At 36.9% G+C, this 18133-nt stretch carries 18 protein-coding genes; 13 read left to right on the forward strand and 5 right to left on the reverse strand.

Translation table 11 applies throughout. The features are described from left to right. Nucleotides 1-81 precede the first annotated feature (81 nt). The 6 genes from H9Q20_RS00075 (at nt 82) to H9Q20_RS00100 (ending at nt 6702) form a co-directional block, all read left to right on the forward strand. Nucleotides 82-2637 carry an adenosylcobalamin-dependent ribonucleoside-diphosphate reductase gene (locus H9Q20_RS00075; RefSeq protein WP_124642089.1) on the forward strand — a complete coding sequence of 852 codons (2556 nt, stop codon included), beginning with the start codon at nt 82-84 and terminating at the stop codon, nt 2635-2637. Between the two features lie 157 nt (nt 2638-2794). Beyond that, the gene (locus H9Q20_RS00080) at nt 2795-3226 is read left to right on the forward strand and encodes a BT0820 family HAD-type phosphatase (protein WP_124642145.1); all 432 of its coding nucleotides are present in this window, start codon (nt 2795-2797) and stop codon (nt 3224-3226) included. A gap of 25 nt (nt 3227-3251) precedes the next feature. Next, nucleotides 3252-4061, forward strand: coding sequence for a type I methionyl aminopeptidase (map, locus tag H9Q20_RS00085; protein ID WP_124642091.1), 810 nt, complete (start codon nt 3252-3254; stop codon nt 4059-4061). A 74-nt stretch (nt 4062-4135) separates the two neighbouring features. Next, complete coding sequence (locus tag H9Q20_RS00090) at nt 4136-4906, forward strand: class I SAM-dependent methyltransferase (protein WP_124642092.1); 771 nt, start codon at nt 4136-4138, stop codon at nt 4904-4906. Between the two features lie 126 nt (nt 4907-5032). Then, nucleotides 5033-6163: a 4-hydroxyphenylpyruvate dioxygenase gene (gene hppD, locus H9Q20_RS00095; RefSeq protein WP_124642094.1), complete on the forward strand. Its 1131-nt coding sequence runs from the start codon at nt 5033-5035 to the stop codon at nt 6161-6163. A 74-nt stretch (nt 6164-6237) separates the two neighbouring features. Further along, the gene (locus H9Q20_RS00100; RefSeq protein ID WP_124642096.1) at nt 6238-6702 is read left to right on the forward strand and encodes a hypothetical protein; all 465 of its coding nucleotides are present in this window, start codon (nt 6238-6240) and stop codon (nt 6700-6702) included. A gap of 42 nt (nt 6703-6744) precedes the next feature. Here H9Q20_RS00100 and H9Q20_RS00105 read toward each other — a convergent pair whose 3' ends face one another. The 5 genes from H9Q20_RS00105 to H9Q20_RS00125 form a co-directional block, all read right to left on the reverse strand. Continuing rightward, nucleotides 6745-7908, reverse strand: a complete 1164-nt coding sequence (locus H9Q20_RS00105; RefSeq protein ID WP_124642098.1) for an iron-containing alcohol dehydrogenase — start codon at nt 7906-7908, stop codon at nt 6745-6747. 102 nt (nt 7909-8010) lie between these two features. Further along, nucleotides 8011-8805 (reverse strand): prohibitin family protein, encoded by a 795-nt coding sequence (locus H9Q20_RS00110; protein WP_124642100.1) that lies wholly within the window; start codon nt 8803-8805, stop codon nt 8011-8013. Then, nucleotides 8798-8992: a hypothetical protein gene (locus tag H9Q20_RS00115; protein ID WP_124642102.1), complete on the reverse strand. Its 195-nt coding sequence runs from the start codon at nt 8990-8992 to the stop codon at nt 8798-8800. Before H9Q20_RS00115 ends, H9Q20_RS00110 begins: the two co-directional genes overlap by 8 nt. Before the next feature lie 65 nt (nt 8993-9057). Continuing rightward, the gene (locus H9Q20_RS00120; RefSeq protein WP_187478010.1) at nt 9058-10656 is read right to left on the reverse strand and encodes a S8/S53 family peptidase; all 1599 of its coding nucleotides are present in this window, start codon (nt 10654-10656) and stop codon (nt 9058-9060) included. 3 nt (nt 10657-10659) lie between these two features. After that, on the reverse strand, nt 10660-11109 hold the full coding sequence (locus tag H9Q20_RS00125) for a hypothetical protein (RefSeq protein ID WP_124642106.1): 450 nt from the start codon (nt 11107-11109) through the stop codon (nt 10660-10662). A 246-nt stretch (nt 11110-11355) separates the two neighbouring features. On the opposite strand from H9Q20_RS00125, the gene H9Q20_RS00130 reads away from it, so the two are divergent. The 7 genes from H9Q20_RS00130 to pdhA all read left to right on the forward strand — a co-directional run bounded on the left by H9Q20_RS00130 (nt 11356) and on the right by pdhA (nt 18079). Then, nucleotides 11356-12900, forward strand: a complete 1545-nt coding sequence (locus tag H9Q20_RS00130; RefSeq protein WP_124642108.1) for an APC family permease — start codon at nt 11356-11358, stop codon at nt 12898-12900. A 52-nt stretch (nt 12901-12952) separates the two neighbouring features. Continuing rightward, entirely contained in the window at nt 12953-13972 is a 1020-nt protein-coding gene (locus H9Q20_RS00135; protein WP_124642110.1) for a WD40/YVTN/BNR-like repeat-containing protein, read from the forward strand. 71 nt (nt 13973-14043) lie between these two features. After that, nucleotides 14044-14706, forward strand: coding sequence for an ABC transporter ATP-binding protein (locus H9Q20_RS00140; RefSeq protein WP_187478011.1), 663 nt, complete (start codon nt 14044-14046; stop codon nt 14704-14706). Nucleotides 14707-14728: 22 nt separating this feature from the next. Further along, nucleotides 14729-15406 carry a RadC family protein gene (gene radC, locus H9Q20_RS00145; RefSeq protein WP_124642114.1) on the forward strand — a complete coding sequence of 226 codons (678 nt, stop codon included), beginning with the start codon at nt 14729-14731 and terminating at the stop codon, nt 15404-15406. After that, a complete protein-coding gene (locus H9Q20_RS00150; protein ID WP_187478012.1) occupies nt 15403-16311 on the forward strand; it encodes a hypothetical protein in 909 nt (302 codons plus the stop codon). Before radC ends, H9Q20_RS00150 begins: the two co-directional genes overlap by 4 nt. Before the next feature lie 107 nt (nt 16312-16418). Next, entirely contained in the window at nt 16419-16922 is a 504-nt protein-coding gene (locus H9Q20_RS00155; RefSeq protein WP_124642118.1) for a hypothetical protein, read from the forward strand. A gap of 155 nt (nt 16923-17077) precedes the next feature. Further along, nucleotides 17078-18079, forward strand: coding sequence for a pyruvate dehydrogenase (acetyl-transferring) E1 component subunit alpha (gene pdhA / locus H9Q20_RS00160; RefSeq protein ID WP_124642120.1), 1002 nt, complete (start codon nt 17078-17080; stop codon nt 18077-18079). The last annotated feature ends 54 nt before the right edge of the window (nt 18080-18133 follow it).

Consider the following 18133-nt stretch of genomic DNA (forward strand, 5'->3'; position numbering starts at 1 on the left):
TCTATAAAAGTTTACAAATAATGTAAAAATCATTTTTCTATTTGAGAAATTTATTTACCTTTAATCCATAAAATTTTGGATATGGAAATTTCTACAATGGAAAGAAAAACAACAACATACACATCTAAAGAAGCTAATGATGCAACTTTAGAATATTTCAAAGGCGACGATTTGGCTGCAAAAGTTTGGGTTACCAAATATGCTTTGAAGGATTCGGATGGTAATCTTTATGAGAAAACTCCGGACGATATGCATCGCCGTATTGCGTCAGAAATCGCAAGAATAGAGAAAAAATATCCCAACCCACTGACTGAAAATGACTTGTTTGATTTGATCAAAGATTTCAAATACATCATTCCTCAAGGCAGTCCGATGACGGGAATTGGAAATCATTTTCAGATTGCCTCTTTGTCCAATTGTTTTGTGATAGGAAACGGTTCGGATAGCGATTCTTACGGAAGCATCATGAAAATTGACGAAGAGCAAGTGCAGCTCATGAAAAGAAGAGGTGGTGTGGGACACGACCTGTCTTTTATCCGACCAAAAGGTTCGGCAGTGAAAAATTCTGCACTCACTTCTACCGGTTTGGTACCGTTTATGGAAAGGTATTCCAACTCGACTCGTGAGGTTGCCCAAGACGGAAGACGGGGTGCTTTGATGCTTTCCGTTTCCATCAATCATCCTGATGCCGAAGATTTTATCGATGCCAAATTGGAGCAAGGAAAAGTAACAGGGGCCAATGTTTCGGTAAGGATTGATGACGATTTTATGCAAGCGGTTAAAAACAACTCAGAATATCTTCAGAAATACCCTATCCACAGCGCTAAACCCAAATTTACAAAAACCGTTCAGGCTCATAATATTTGGAATAAAATTGTACATAACGCTTGGAAATCTGCCGAACCTGGCATTCTGTTTTGGGATACCATTGTCAAAGAATCCCTACCGGATTGTTATGCCGACTTGGGCTTCGAGACGGTTTCTACCAATCCTTGTGGCGAGATTCCGCTTTGTCCGTACGATTCGTGCCGATTAATTGCTCTTAATTTGTACTCGTATGTTGAAAATCCATTTACCAAAGAAGCAAAATTCAATTTTGAATTGTTCAAAAAACATGCTGCAATCGCACAAAGAATGATGGACGACATCATCGATCTTGAAATGGAAAAAATTGATGCCATTTTGCAAAAAATAAATTCGGATCCTGAAGATCAAGAAATAAAACATACGGAAAAACATCTTTGGGAAAAAATTCAGAAAAAAACCTTGCAAGGCCGTCGTACCGGTGTGGGCATCACTGCAGAAGGCGATATGTTGGCGGCTTTAGGTTTGCAATACGGAAGCCAAGCGGCTACGGATTTTTCAGTTTTAGTACATAAAAATATGGCTTTGGCGTGCTACCGATCGTCTGTGGTTTTGGCCAAAGAAAGAGGCGCATTCGAAATTTTTGATGCTAAAAGAGAGGAGAATAACCCGTTCATGCTTAGGCTAAAGGCTGCCGATGCCGATTTGTATGAGCAAATGAAAATCTACGGACGCAGAAATATTGCCTTACTTACCATTGCACCAACAGGGAGTACGAGCCTGATGTCGCAAACAACTTCCGGTATTGAGCCGGTTTTTCTTCCGGTTTATAAAAGAAGAAGAAAAGTTAATCCGAACGACAAAGATGTTCGTGTTGATTTTGTTGACGAAGTGGGAGATTCTTGGGAAGAATACATCGTTTTTCACCACCATTTCAAAACTTGGATGAAGGCGAATGAACTGGATACCGAGAAAAATTACACCAATGAAGAAATTCAAGAACTTATCGCTCAGTCTCCATATTATAAAGCCACTTCCAACGATATCGATTGGCTCAGTAAAGTGCAAATGCAAGGCGAAATCCAAAAATGGGTCGATCATTCCATTTCTGTAACCATCAACATACCGAACGAAGCAACGGAAGAATTGGTCAATCAACTTTATGTAAAAGCTTGGGAGTCTGGTTGTAAAGGAGTTACGGTCTATCGTGACGGCTCTCGAGCTGGAGTTTTGGTGGCAGCAGATGATAAAAAAGAAGAGAAAACTGAAGAAATTCTTTCTCATTTTCCAACAAAAAGACCTCAGATTTTGGAGGCCGATGTGGTTCGATTTCAAAATAATAAAGACAAATGGGTAGCTTTTGTAGGTTTGATTGATGGAAAACCGTACGAAATCTTTACCGGTTTGGCCGATGATGACGAAGGTATATTATTACCAAGATGGGTGAATGAAGGTCTGATCATAAAAAATAAAGATGAAAACGGACTATCCAGATACGATTTCCAATTCAAAAACATCAAAGGCTATAAAACCACCATCGAAGGACTTTCTCATAAGTTTAGTCCAGAATTTTGGAACTATGCCAAATTGATTTCCGGAACTTTAAGACACGGGATGTCCATAGAAAAAGTAGTAGATCTGGTGAACCAAATGGAACTGGACTCCGAGTCCATCAACACTTGGAAGGCCGGTGTAGCTCGTGCTTTGAAACGATATATCCCCGACGGAACCGAAGCCAATGGTCAAAAATGTTCCAATTGTGGCACCGACCAAGTCATCTACCAAGAAGGATGCTTGATTTGTAAAAACTGTGGCAGTTCAAAATGTGGTTAATGAACATGTAGATTTCAACTAAACTCCTTAAATATTTTATTAACGAAGGGCTGTTTTATATTTTTTATAAAGCAGCTTTTTTAGATTTACAACGGTCAAGTAGTTTTCTAACAATTTAAAATTTTATCTTTGCATCGTTTTTTAAAATACAAACATGATCAAAAGCAATAAAAAATTAGCTATCGATTTTGATGGAACCATCGTAGATGATGCGTATCCTGGAATTGGTAAACCCAAAATATTCGCATTCGAAACCTTAAAAAAACTACAAGCAGAAGGGTATAGACTTATTCTGTGGACCTATAGACACGGAAGATCTTTAGAAGAAGCCGTTGAGTTCTGCTCAAAAAACGGAATCGATTTTTATGCGGTTAACTCCAGTTTTGAAGGAGAAATTTTCGACTCAGAAACTCAATCCAGAAAGATCGATGCCGATTTGTTCATTGATGATAGAAACTTGGGCGGCTTTCCAGGTTGGGGCGAAATCTATAACATCATCAACGATAAAATTGAATTTAGAGTAGATGGAAAAGAAGTTCTGGCCTATTCAAAATTAAAAAAAGAAAAGAAAAAGGGACTTTTCTGGTAGTTTTTTCTCAATTTTTATATACAGTATGATACAACTAAAAACAATAGAAGAACTCCGACTGATGCGTCAATCTGCACAATTGGTTTCTAAAACTTTAGGAGAGATTGCTAAAATTATTCAGCCCGGTGTCACCACTTTACAGTTGGATAAATTGGCACACGATTACATCAAAGATCACGGTGGCGAACCTGCATTTTTAGGAATGTACGGCTTTCCAAACTCTTTGTGCATCTCTCCAAATGCCGAAGTGGTACACGGCATCCCAAACAACCAACCACTGCAAGAAGGCGATATCCTTTCTGTGGATTGTGGGGTTTATATGAATGGTTTCTACGGAGATCATGCCTACTCTTTCGAGGTGGGAGAAGTGGCTGCCGAAACAAAAAAATTATTGCAAATAACCAAAGAATCCTTATACAAAGGGATAGAGCAATGTGTGCGAGGTAAAAGAGTTGGAGACATCTCCAATGCGATACAAACTTATTGCGAAGCCCACGGTTATGGGGTTGTAAGAGAATTGGTGGGACACGGTTTGGGTAAAAAAATGCACGAAGATCCACAAGTTCCGAATTATGGAAGAAAAGGAAGTGGTAAAGTCTTAAAAGACGGCATTGCTTTGGCCATTGAACCCATGATCAATCTTGGTACTCATGAGGTGAAATTTCATGACGATGGATGGACAGTAACTTCTAAAGACAACTCGCCTTCGGCTCATTTTGAACACGATGTTGCCATCATCAACGGGAAGCCGGTTTTGCTTTCTACATTCCAGTATATTTACGATGCATTGGGTATAGTAAGTGACGAGGAAAAACCATTTACCCAAGATTTTTAAAATTTTTTAAAAAATAGTCAAGATACGGTTCAGAAATTTTTATTTTTGAACCGTATCTTTTTTAAATTCAAAAAGTGAAAAAAAAAATCACTCAGATTGCCCTGAATGTCATACCAAGACCTTTACTAATAAAATTTAGTCTTTGGATTCGTCCTGTTCTTTATCAATATTATAAAGGAGATCAATTTACCGATCCTATTGATGGAAAATCCTATCGTAAATTTTTACCCTACGGATACGGAAAGCAAAGAGAAAATGCACTGTCTCCCGGGACTTTAAGTTTGGAAAGGCACCGTCAAATGTGGTTGTACCTTCAGAATGAAACCGATTTTTTCATCAAAAATTTAAAGGTTTTGCACATCGCACCCGAACAGGAATTTCTAAAAAGATTCAGGAAAATGTCCAATTTGGATTATACTTCTGCCGATCTGTACTCTCCAATTGTCGATGTAAAAGCCGATATTTTAGATCTGCCTTTTGCCAGTGAAAGTTTTGATGTGGTCATTTGTAACCATGTCTTGGAGCATATTGCGGACGATAGAAAAGCCATGTCCGAACTTTTCCGAGTGATGAAACCGGGTGGTTGGGGTATTTTTCAGGTTCCCATGAAAAATTCATTAGAGAAAACTTACGAAGACTTTTCCATTATTGACCCCAAAGAAAGACAAAAACATTTTGGACAATACGATCATGTCAGATGGTACGGAATGGACTATTTCGATAGATTGTCCGAAGTGGGTTTTGAAGCACAAGCCTTGTTCTATTCACAACGATTTGCAGATGAAGATATTAAACGATTTGGACTTAACAAAAATGAAATACTTCCCGTTGTAAATAAAAAATAAGACATTTTCATCTTAATAAATATTTCCTTAACTCAATAGTAAATTGTACGATTGGTAGATTGTTATTTGTATAGTTTTAATATATTTGTAAAAAATAATACAGAAACAATAATCTAAAAAATAAAAATGTCAACACTCACATTTGCAGAGAAAATCGCACAGGCAGAAAATTTTTTGCCCATTAACGGTACCGATTATATTGAGTTTTATGTAGGAAATGCTAAGCAATCCGCACATTATTATAAAACGGCTTTTGGTTTTCAATCCGTAGCCTACGCAGGACCAGAAACCGGAGTTAGAGACAGAGCGTCTTATGTTTTGCAACAAGGAAAGATCAGGTTGGTATTAACTTCCGGTCTTAACTCAGACTCTCCCATTTGCGAACACCAAAGAAAACACGGCGACGGTGTAAAAATCCTTGCTCTTTGGGTAGATGATGCCTACAAAGCGTTTGAAGAAACCACTAAAAGAGGTGGAAAACCATACATGGAGCCTAAAACCCTTACCGACGAATTTGGAGAAGTTAGAATGTCAGGGGTTTACACTTACGGAGAAACCGTACACATGTTTATCGAAAGAAAAAATTATACGGGTGCTTTCATGCCGGGTTATGAGAAATGGGAAAGCGACTACAACCCATCCGATGTTGGTCTTTTGTATGTAGATCATTGCGTAGGAAATGTAGATTGGGACAGAATGTTGCCGGTTGTGAAATGGTACGAAGATGTAATGGGATTTGTAAACATCCTTAGCTTTGATGACAAGCAGATCAACACAGAATACTCTGCTTTGATGTCCAAAGTAATGTCTAACGGTAACGGTTATGCCAAATTCCCAATTAACGAACCTGCTGAAGGTAAGAAAAAATCTCAGGTAGAAGAATATTTGGATTTTTATGAAGGCGAAGGTGTACAACACATTGCGGTGGCCACCAAAGACATCATCAAAACGGTTACAGAACTTAAAGCAAGAGGGGTCGAATTCCTTTCTGCACCACCAGAAGCGTATTACAATATGGTACCGGAAAGAGTAGGTCATATTGACGAAGATATTAAGAAATTGCAAGATTTAGGAATCCTAATTGATTGCGATGAAGAAGGTTATCTGCTACAAATCTTTACTAAACCCGTAGAAGACAGACCAACATTATTCTATGAAATTATCGAAAGACACGGAGCGCAAAGCTTTGGAGCAGGTAATTTCAAAGCTCTTTTCGAAGCCTTGGAAAAAGAACAAGAAAGAAGAGGGAACTTGTAAAATTGAATGAATTTTTTAACACTTTTGGACTGGTAAGTTTTGCTTATCAGTCCATCTTTTAAAACACATAAAAAATGAAAAAAATAATTTACACTCTTGTTTTTGGAGCCTCTGTCATGGGTTTCAAAGCTCAGTACGGAACGCTGAACGCTATTTTGGATAAATTAGAAACTCAAAAAGGCATTAACCAAAAAGTGGACAATGTTAATTTTGATGATAAAAAATTTATTCAGATCAAAGAATTTGATGATCATACCGAGAGAATGTTCATCATCATCAAAGGAAAAAATGCCAATTTTGTAGAAGTTTTTGATGATAAATCCCGTGGCGATAGCTCATCCAATGTCTTTTCAGGGGATGTTGTGAAAACCGGAAAAAATGTAGTTTCGCTTCGTTTTGATAAGTTGGAAGGGAAAAAAATAGCCGTTCCCATCACCAAAGTGATGCTCTTGACCAAACAAGACGATATCCTGTACCTTTTAGACTCCAACAACAAGGATCGTTGGATAGACGAAACCGCTGTAAATAAAAAGAAATAAAAAAATCCCGGATCAACTTAGACGATCCGGGATTTTTAAATTTTAGTAACTCATTTTTACAATTTCCAAAACCTCATCGGGGCCGATGTTTTTCCTTTCGCCCAAGATCCAATTTCTTTCGGTAAACGATTGTTGAATTTTTTCAGCAGTTCCTTCATATTCTTCAACATAGCCCGATAATCGGGTAGGAATGCCCATTCCTTGGAAAAATTCTTCCATTTTTTTAATTCCAAATTCTGCTTTTTCTTTTGCATTTTCCCCAGAGATATTCCAAACTCTATCTGCGTACTGACAAAGTTTTCCTATTTTATTTTCCATATTGAAACGATAATGCGACGGAGCAATTATTGCTAAAGTTCTGGCATGATCTATACCAAAGAGTGCTGTCAACTCGTGTCCCATCGAATGTACCGCCCAATCTGTAGGTACCCCTTTGCTGATCAAACCGTTGAGAGCCATGGTGCAACACCACATAAAATTGGCTGCAGCATCGTAATCAAATTCATCTGCCAAAACTTTAGGAGCAACTTCTTGCAGGGTAATCATAATGCTCTCCATAATTCTTTCTTGTAATGTGGCAGCGGTTGGATAGGTCATGTATTGTTCCAAGACATGAGAGTAGGCATCGGCAATTCCGTTGGCAATTTGTTTTTTCGGAATGCTGCGAATGACTTCCGGATCCATAATAGAAAATTGAGGAAATAATCCTGGGCCACCACTGGAAAGTTTTTCTTTGGTTTCTCTTCTGGAAATGACATAACCCGAATTCATTTCAGAACCTGTTGCGGGGAGTGTAAGCACCGTTGCGAAAGGCAAAGCATCGCCTTCAAAAAATCTAATTTTTTGGGTTAAAATATCCCAAGGTTCATCTCCATCGTATTTTGAAGCAGCCGCTAAAAATTTAGTTCCATCAATTACAGAACCACCGCCAACTGCCAAAAGATAATCGATGTTTTTCTCCTGGATCACCTTCAGGGCATCCAATAAAACAGAATATTCTGGATTGGCAGGTATGCCTCCAAATTCGGACAAATCAAAGTCTGAAAGTGCCGATTTTACTTGGTCGTAGATGCCGTTGGATTTTATACTTCCACCGCCATAAAGCATTAATATTTTAGCATTTTGAGGGATCTCTTTGGATAGTTTATGGATTTCTCCTTTTCCAAAAATAATTTTGGTAGGATTTTTAAATTCAAAATTGAGCATATCTATTTTTTAGAGGATAAATTTATGTTTTTATATTTCAATAAAAAACAATTTGTATTATTGATAAAAAAAATCACTTCCAACGAAGTGATTTTTTAGGTGTTAATCAACTGATTTGAAGAAGGAAGGAGCGTTGCCGTAAATAGCGGTTTTGCCGTCCCATTTTTCAATAAATTGTTGTTGGATAAGTAAATTGTTAAGCGATTGTTTTCTTAGTTCGTTGGCTTTAGCCTCTGCTTCAGCTTGTACGATAAGTTTTTTAGCATTGGCCTCAGCAACTTTTAATTCGTTTTCCACTCGTTGTGCTTCTTGTATCGCTGCATTTTTTGCATTAATGGCTTTGGTAATGGCATCTGGATATTGTATTCCGGAGGTCAATTGCTCCATGGCAAAACCTTCTTTCTCCAAAAATTTATTCATTTTATCTTGAACCCCGTTTTCAAAAGCTTCTCTACGACTGATGATGGAATCGGTTGTGTACTTGTTGAATTCAATTCTATATACATCTTTAATGTGGTTAACCAAAGTGTTTTGTAATACTTCGTCAATGTTTTTTCTGTACTTTTTAAATATTTTAGGCGATTGTCCATCTATAACTTTCAGAGACATGGTGGGATCTACAGTAAATACCGATCCGTCTTTGGCATTCACGGTAAAGGGTTGATAATTAATGGTCTGAACATAAGTTGGCACCTCGAAAACCTGTTCTGTAAGTGGGTTATACCAAACGCGACCTGTAACCAACGCTACATCTTGCACCCCTTTGTCGGATCCGTACATTTTTACCAAAAGACCTTCGTGTCCTGCATCAATTCTTTCGGTACAGGTGAGTACAATAATTAGCATTATAAAACTTAACGCTCCGCCAATAGCTAGGCTGATTTTGTTTTTATTCATTTGTAAAATATATTTTTTTGATGATGAAATATGTTGAAACAAAAAGTAAACTCAGTGAAACAACACCCAGAATAACAGAATTGTTATCGGCTTCGGATAACCACCCGAAAATAATCTGAAGTGCATATAGAAATAAGGCCAATAAAATGGGTACCAATGCAATTTTGAATATAGAATTTGCGCTCATTATCTTTGTGTTCGATTTGTACAACGGTGCTAAAATAACCATTAATAGATGGTTTTCAAAATAATTTAATTTTTTTTGATGAACTTCTTAATGGTAAAGTCTTGGTTTATGAAAATTTTTAAATAATAGATGCCATTGTCTAAAGAATGTATATTTATAGACTTTTCATTTTCATTTTTCAATATTAATCTTCCAAGCTGATCGTAGATTTCTACCTTATCGGGAGTTAAATTACTGTTGATGTTTACCGTTTCATGGGCCGGATTTGGATAGACGGTAACTGGAGTTTTTACTGAAAATTCTTCGGTACTCAAGGTGTTCAGTAACAATCCGAAATTCAAGATACCATATCCAATTTGGTTGGTATAATTTGGAAATAACGAAGCGGTTTCTCTCAATTTTGTTCTCATAAGATCACGGTTCATATTGGGGAATGCTTGTATTAGACAAGCTACTCCACCAGCTGCAACCGGTGTTGCAAGAGAGGTTCCGCTGGATGTGGTTGCACCTGTTCCGTTTACAGAAGCCGTAGCTGTACCTCTGGCACTGGCATCCGGTTTTACAATTCCTAAAGAATTGGGACCAAATGATGAAAAATTAGAGGAAACTCCCAAGTTATCCACAGCACCAATGGTGAAAACCTTTGCATTGTCCGCCGGTGTCATGATGTAATGCCAGCTTTGCTGACCGGCATTTCCTGCAGCTGCCAATACAAAAATTCCTTTTTCTGTAGCAATTTGTGCACCTCTGGCAATAAAAGAAGTAGTACCGTTCATGTCACTGTATTGCAAATTGTATCTCGGGTCGTCAAAAACATTGTAGCCCAAAGAAGTGGTGATGATGTCCACACCTTTTCTATCGGCTTCTTCCGCGGCTTCTATCCAGTAGAGTTGTTCTTCTGGGATTTCTTGGTTATAACTTTCGGTTGTGTACAGATAAAAATCGGCATCTGGAGCAGACCCTACAAAAGTTCCGTCGATATAACCGCCTATGGCTCCTAAAACCACAGTGCCGTGTGCATAGAGGTTGGTATTGTAAATGTCAGTATTTTTCGAAATAAAATTGTAGCCGCCTTTTATTTTGTTGTTGGTCCACAATCTGGAAAACGGTGTCCCGCTATCAACTTGCGGAAAACCGGTGTCTATAACAGCAATTGTGGTTCCGTTGCCTGTGTATCCGGACAAATGCAGGTTTCTAAGATTAATTTGGTCAATCTGTGCTAAGCCATTCCCATAATTAAAATTGATTAATGAGGCTTTGTTGGTATTTTCCCATTTGTTGAATGTGGAATTTTTAGTTGAAGGATTCGTATTTTTTGCAAAACTTTCCACCGATTGTACAAAAGTTTGGCTTTGTAATACAACCTTTTCTGCTGCTGTAGCGTTTACGGCAACTCCATTTAACCATTTAGAATAATCGGTAACGGTAAATCCTAAATTCTGAATATTCTGAATATAAGAAGGCTCAATAGGAGCATCTTGATCGTTTAGCGAAATGCCTAGAGCCAATCGACGGTTTAGGGACTTTTGTGTAAGTTCGGACAAAGGATTGGCGTAGAATGCGGCTTTATTGGGTTTATCTTTAAAAAAAACAAAGACCAACTCTGTCTGTGCCGACATTTCAAAACTTATGGTTGCAAATAGAAGAAGTATGGTTTTTTTCATTTTTTAGTGGATATAGGTTTTATTTCCGTTTTTGTTGATGTAGTATCGTCCACCATTTGGGCCGGTGTAGATGGTACGGTTCTTATATTTTTTGTTTGTACTATTTTTTGAAACGGATGTTTTTTGTGACGATTTTTTTCCAAATAGCCAAGACCAAAAGGACGACTCTGATTTTTTTGGACTGTCTTTTTTTTCAATTCTTTCGATAATGCTCGGTTCGTTGTTTGTTTTCGGCCCCAAGTCTTTATCTTTCTTATCTGCCAATTCTGCTTTTATGGGCTTGGTTGCGTAGGTTCTTTCGGGTTTTATATTTTGGTTGGTAGTACCCGTATTCAACTCTTCTTTTTTTGTATAAGTTCTTTTGTGAACGACCTTGGTATCGGTGTTTTGAGTGTAGAAATGCGTATATCCGAAAAATAGAAATACAAGACTTAGGGTTGTGGTTATTTTCATTTTCAAATGTTGTGTTTTGTATATATTTAATTCAAAAATAACAATACTTTTTCAATTGAATTCAATTTATGATAAAGTTGTATTTAAAATTTGTTTTGAATGAACCCAAGATCCCTTGAATAAATTTTTCATACTGAAAATAGGCGAATTAAATACGATATGGAAAAAATATTAAAGTTTATTTAGTAATATAAGTTAAAGTTTTTAAATTTTTTTTACTTTCGTGAATTGTAAAAATATATTTATATGTCGAATATTTGGATTAAAAAACCCATGGAAGCTTATGAAGCAGACATCAAAAAAAGTCAGCTGAAAAGGGTATTGGGTAAATGGAGTTTAACAGCCATTGGGATTGGTGCCATTATCGGTGGCGGTATTTTTGTACTTACCGGAACCGGAGCTTATTATAACGCAGGACCTGCATTGGCGCTATCTTTTGTAATAGCCGGAATAGCTTGTGTTTTTGCAGCTTTGTGTTATGCCGAGTTTGCCTCAATTCTCCCCGTAGAAGGTTCTGCTTACGCCTATGCTTACGGAACTGTAGGAGAAATTTTTGCGTGGGTTATCGGTTGGGGGCTTATTCTGGAATACGCCATGGGATCGATGACGGTAGCTGTTTCTTGGTCCGGATATTTTGGTAAGTTACTTAAAATGTTTGGCCTGCATCTTCCGGATTGGCTGACGACAGATCCACAAACTTACGCTGCGGCAGGTAACTCAGGATTTGCCATGAATTTACCCGCATTATTAATCGTTTTGTTTGTCATCGGTATTTTGCTGAATGGAACTAAAGGAGCTGCAAAAGCCAATAATTTTATAGTAATGCTTAAGGTTTCTGCAATTATTTTTGTAATTATTGCGGGAGCATTTTTTATCAATATGGACAATTGGGTACCGTTCATCCCTGAGCCAACAACCATTACAGAAAATGGTGTTTCGCATTCAGCATACGGGATTGGAGGAGTCATTGCCGGTGCTTCGGCCATATTTTTTGCTTATGTTGGTTTCGATGCCGTTTCTACACAAGCCGGAGAAGCCATCAATCCGAAAAAAGATGTACCTTTTGCCATCATCGCTTCATTATTAATCTGTACAGTACTTTATATCTTGGTGTCTTTAGTATTAACCGGGATGATGCATTATTCAGATTTCAATCCATTAGGAAAATATCCGGATGCCATAAAAGCTCCTGTAGCCTATGCCTTTGATATTGCAGGTCAACAATGGGCAGGTTATATCATTACCATTGCTGCAACTGTTGGTCTGATCTCAGTTTTGATGGTACTGATCATGGGACAATCCAGAATATTCTTAGGTATGTCTAAAGATGGTCTTATTCCTTCGACTTTCTCAAAAGTGAATCCATTGTCAGGAGTTCCTAGAAAAAATCTAATTATTGTAGGGATTGTTATTGCAGTGGTGGCTTCTTTAACGCCCATTAACGATTTGGCACACATGACCAGTTTCGGAACTTTGTTTGCCTTTACCATGGTTTGTGTTGCCGTTTGGATCCTAAGAGTGAAAGAACCGAATTTGCAAAGAAACTTTAAAGTACCTGCTTTACCAGTTATTGCTGTATGTGGGATACTGATCAATATTTACCTTATTTTTAACCTGAGTTTAGAAGCTAAAACATACTCAGCAATTTGGATGGTTTTGGGATTGATTATCTATTTTATGTACAGTAAGAAAAACTCTAAATTACAAAAATCAGGTGGTTTTGGAGAGACTTTTAAAGCAGAACAAGAACCCTTAGAAGAATACGATATCGATCTTGACAATAAAGATTAAAAATAAACCCAAATCCGCTACAGCAATGAAGCGGATTTTTTATTTTTGTGTTATGAAGAATTTTATACTTGCTTTTTTAGTAGCGAATGGGATTGCTATCCAAGCTCAAAAATTGAGTTTCTCACCTTTGCTGAATGAAAAGATCAGCATTAGAGCGATAACCTTAGATCAGGATAAAATTTGGTATTCCGGTACCGATTCCAAAATTGGATTTGTTTCTCTAAAAGATTCAACACAAAATAAACAAGTGTTGGTTTCGGACAAAAAGTTGCAATTTCGAACCATCGCTGCAGATAAAAAATCTGTTTTTGCCATCAACATAGAAAGTCCAGCGTATTTTTTTAAAATTAACAAAAACGATTTGTCTTACACTATCGTTCATACAGATTCAGATAATAAAGCGTTCTATGATGCATTGTATTACGATGATAGTGATTTTTATGTTTTTAGTGATCCGGAACCAAATAAAAAACTTAAATGGGGGTATTTTAATAATGATAAGGAAATAAAAATTAATTATTTCACAAAAACGATCATTTTAAATGAAGGTGAAGCAGCATTTGCAGCCAGCAATTCCAATATTGCATCATCCAAAGATTATGTATGGCTGGTTACGGGAGGCATGTCTTCTAAAATATACAGATACAGTAAATTTACTAGAATTGTAAAAGCAATAGAAACTCCATTTGTACACGGAAAAGCCTCGCAAGGGATGTATTCTATTGATTTTTATAATAATAATTTTGGTATTGCTGTAGGTGGAGATTATACCGATCAAAAGGCCAATATCAACAACATTGCAACCACAAATGATGGTGGGGAAACATGGCAAATTCAAGCATCTGGAAATAATGCCGGGTATATGACCTGTGTAAAAATTCGTCCAAAATCAAAAGGTAAAGAGATGATTGCTATTGGAGATCAACACATTTCATATTCTAAAGATTTTGGTAAAACCTGGATGAAGATTTCCGATGAAAAAAATCTTTATACTTGCCTTTGGGTAGATCGAGATCGTTTGGTGTTTGCAGGTAAAGATAGGATTTTGAAAGCCCATTTTACCGAACAATAGCAAGAGGCTTCGCAGATGCTTAATTTTAGTATAAATTCAAAAGACTCAAAAAAAAGTTCTATTTTTGAAACATGATAAAAGCAAAAAATATTCATAAATACTACGGCGACCTCGAAGTTTTGAAAGGGGTTGATGTTCATATTAAAAAAGGTGAGGTGGTCTCTATTGTTGGAGAATCGGGAGCCGGAAAATCGACTTTGTTACAGATTTTGGGCACCTTGGATTTGCCTTCGCGACCGCAGCATTACCAAACCGAAATTTTGATTGACGGTCAGTCTTTTGTGAACATGAAAGATAAAGAATTGTCAAAATTCAGAAACCAAAACATCGGTTTTGTATTTCAGTTTCATCAATTATTACCGGAATTTACCGCTTTGGAAAATGTACTTTTGCCCACAAAAATATCCGGTAAAAACGAAGATTATCATTCCAAAGCCTATTCGCTTTTTGAGGATCTTAAAATAATTGATCGCCTGCACCACAAACCCAATGAACTGTCCGGAGGCGAAGCCCAAAGAGTGGCGGTTGCCAGAGCTTTGATCAACTCTCCAAAAATTATCTTTGCCGATGAGCCTACAGGAAATTTGGACTCCAAAAACGCCGATGATCTGCATCAATTGTTTTTTGATTTGAGGGACAAATACCAACAAACCTTTGTCATTGTGACACACAATACCAATTTGGCAGAAGTGACCGATAGAAAATTGGTGATGAAAGACGGTTTAATTATCTGATAATTAAATAAATAGAAGAAAAATGTCCATAAAATTTCTAGCTGAAGACGACAGACCTCGGGAAAAATTTTTACTGAAAGGTAAAGCGTCTCTTTCCGATTCCGAATTGTTGGCCATAATTATGGGAAGTGGCAATAGGGAAGACTCGGCGGTCGAGTTGGCTAGGAAAATTTTGGATTCTGTGGATAACAATTGGCACCACTTGTCCTTGCTTACTACAGCAGATCTTATGAAATTTAAAGGAATAGGAGAGGCCAAAGCCATAGCCATAGCAACCGCATTGGAAATTGGCAGACGAAAAGCAGCTCAGGAACTTCCAGAAAAGACTCAGATTAGCTCTGCAAATGATGTTTTCAAACTTTTACATCCCTATTTAGGCGATTTGAGAACCGAGGAATTTTGGGTGGTTTTTGTTAATCAACACAACAAGGTTTTGTTAAAAGAAAAAATATCACAAGGTGGGATTTCCGGAACGGTGGTCGATGTTAGAATAATTTTAAAAAAAGCTTTGGAACAGATGGCTACAGGGATTTTCATCGCTCACAATCATCCTTCTGGAAATTTGAAACCCAGCCAAGAAGATCTAAAAATTACCAAACAGATCTCGGATGCCGGAAAGTTGATGAATATTGTTTTGATCGATCATCTTATCATTACTCAAACTTCTTTTTATAGCTTTGCCAACGAAAATTTATTATGATAAAAGAGGTTGAATATAAAAATATAGATTTTACAAAATATACCCACTGCATCAACCAATCGGCACAAAAAAAATATTCAGTTTCTAAAGAATTTTTAGACATTACAACGGGTAAAAAATGGAATATTTTGGTGAAAGGCGATTATGATGCTGTCATGCCCTTGCCTTTTGTCAAGAAATTTGGCTTGAAATTGATTGTTAATCCCAGGTTGTGTCAGCAATTGGGCGTTTTTTCTAAAAAAGACGATTTAAAAGTGAACGATGAGTTTTTAGAGTATTTAGACAAAAACTATTGGGTCTGGAATTACAACTTCAATGAGTACAATAAATTCTCTAAAACTTTAAAATCAAAGAGAAATTACATTATTCCCAAAAATGATTACGATTTGGTTTACCAAAAATATTCGCCCAAAAGAAAAAGAAAAATTAGACAAGACGAAGAGATAAAACAACATTCCGAAATCAAAAATATTGAAAACAAAACCGAGGCACTCTTGTTTATCCAAGAAACAGCAATAGGTGCTTCGGATAGCAATGATACGAAGTTGTATGTAAAATTATTCTCTGATTTTCACGATGCCGGATGTTTGACTTTTTATGGCTTTTACCACCATCAGAAATTAATAAATCTTATCGCAATCTATGAAAACCATGATGTAGCCGTGCTTTTGGGAACATTTAACCAAAAAGAAAAACTGAAAATTAGTGGATCTTCTGTATTGATTGATTCTGTGATTCGTGAAAAAATAGGAAATAAAGATTTCGATTTTGAAGGCAGTGAGGTGGCCAGTGTCGAGGAGTTTTTTAGAGGCTTTAGACCTGAAAATCATCCGTACACCAATTTTGAAAATCTTTCCAATCATTGGGCAATGAAATTCTATACAAGATTGAAAAAGATTATTTAATTATTCGATTTGGATGTCCATGATGAGAAAGTCATTAAAAAAAAACAAATAATGAATGGAAAATACAATTAATCATTATATTTGTGCAACAAATATCAAATTTAATAATGAAAAAACTTCTATTCTTATTTTTGGGGCTTTCAACTCTTTCAATCGCAACATCGTGCAGAAATGAAGAGGATACAGAAAACCCGCCTTTATATACCAATGCCGATCGATACATAAAAGATAGTGATGGGGCTAGATATGTCATCAATTCTGCTCAATTAATTGGTAAAAAAGCTAAAAACTCTTCAGAAACCAATGAATATACCATCATTCTAACAGGGACCGAAGACGGAGTTACCAGAACGGTAAAACTGTATCAAACTTTTCCTTTTAATGATAAATTGGACGGCGGTTTTAGTACAACAAGCTCTATAAGAAACCTAAGCGATTCTCAATCCAAATTTACCAGAGGTACCACAGAAATTACCGATTTCGAATTCGGTAGCAGCAGTATTGTTGATCTGGATGCCCATAATTTTAGAGTGATTTTTAATTTGAAATCTCAAGGTGGCGAAACAATTACCGGAACCTACACCGGGCAATTTCAGTACGATGTCAATTAAAGTTAATCTTTTGAAAATAAATGAATTGTTTCTCTTTTTGGGAAACATTTTTTTTTAGGAAAATGCGTTTCATTAAGGATTTATTAACTTTTGAAAAGATACTGCCCGAAAAAACAAAGTTTTTTCTTATTTTTGCTCACTAATTTCGATCAACTATGAAAGAATTTTCCAAGGAAGTTTACCTAAAATGGTACGCAGATATGACAATGTGGAGACGATTTGAAGACAAATGTCGTTCTCTATACTTGAAACAAAAAATCAGAGGATTTTTACATCTTTATAACGGTCAAGAAGCCATTCCAGCAGGTTTTACCCATGCAATGGATCTTTCCAAAGACAGTATGATTACCGCATATCGTTGTCACATCCATCCAATGGCTATGGGAGTAGATCCTAGAAGAATTATGGCCGAATTGTGCGGAAAAGCAACAGGAACTTCTGGCGGAATGGGTGGATCTATGCATATTTTTAGTAAAGAACACCGTTTTTATGGAGGTCACGGTATCGTTGGTGGACAAATTCCTTTGGGTGCGGGTATTGCCTTTGCCGATAAATTTTTTGACAGAAAAGCAGTCAATATCTGTTTCTTTGGCGATGGTGCAGCAAGACAAGGTTCTCTTCACGAAACCTTCAACATGGCAATGAATTGGAAATTACCCGTAATTTTTGTGGTAGAAAATAACCAATACGCCATGGGAACTTCTGTGAAAAGAACAGCCAACCACGAAGATATTTATAAACTAGGTTTGGGCTACGAGATGCCGTGCATGCCGGTAGATGCTATGGATCCCGAAAAAGTAGCAGAAGTAGCTTATGAAGCTATTGAGAGAGCTAGAAGAGGTGATGGGCCAACTTTTATTGAAGCAAGAACTTATCGCTTCAGAGGTCACTCCATGTCTGATGCAGAGCCGTACAGATCCAAAGAAGAAGTAGAAGCACACAAACAAGAAGATCCAATTGAATTGGTAAAACATAGAATATTGGAAAACAAATGGGCTACCGAACAAGAATTGGAAACCATGGACAACGAATCCAGAGCTTTTGTTGATGAATGTGTAGAGTTTATGGAAAACTCACCGTATCCAACCGAAGAAAAAATATACGAGTATGTATATGCACAAGACAATTATCCATTCTTGGATCAATTAGAAAACTAAAAAGAAGATGTTTTGAAAATTCTAAATGTTTACTGGATTTTCATTTCAATAAAT

It is taken from the genome of Amniculibacterium sp. G2-70, assembly GCF_014353055.1.
GTDB lineage: Bacteria > Bacteroidota > Bacteroidia > Flavobacteriales > Weeksellaceae > Amniculibacterium > Amniculibacterium aquaticum.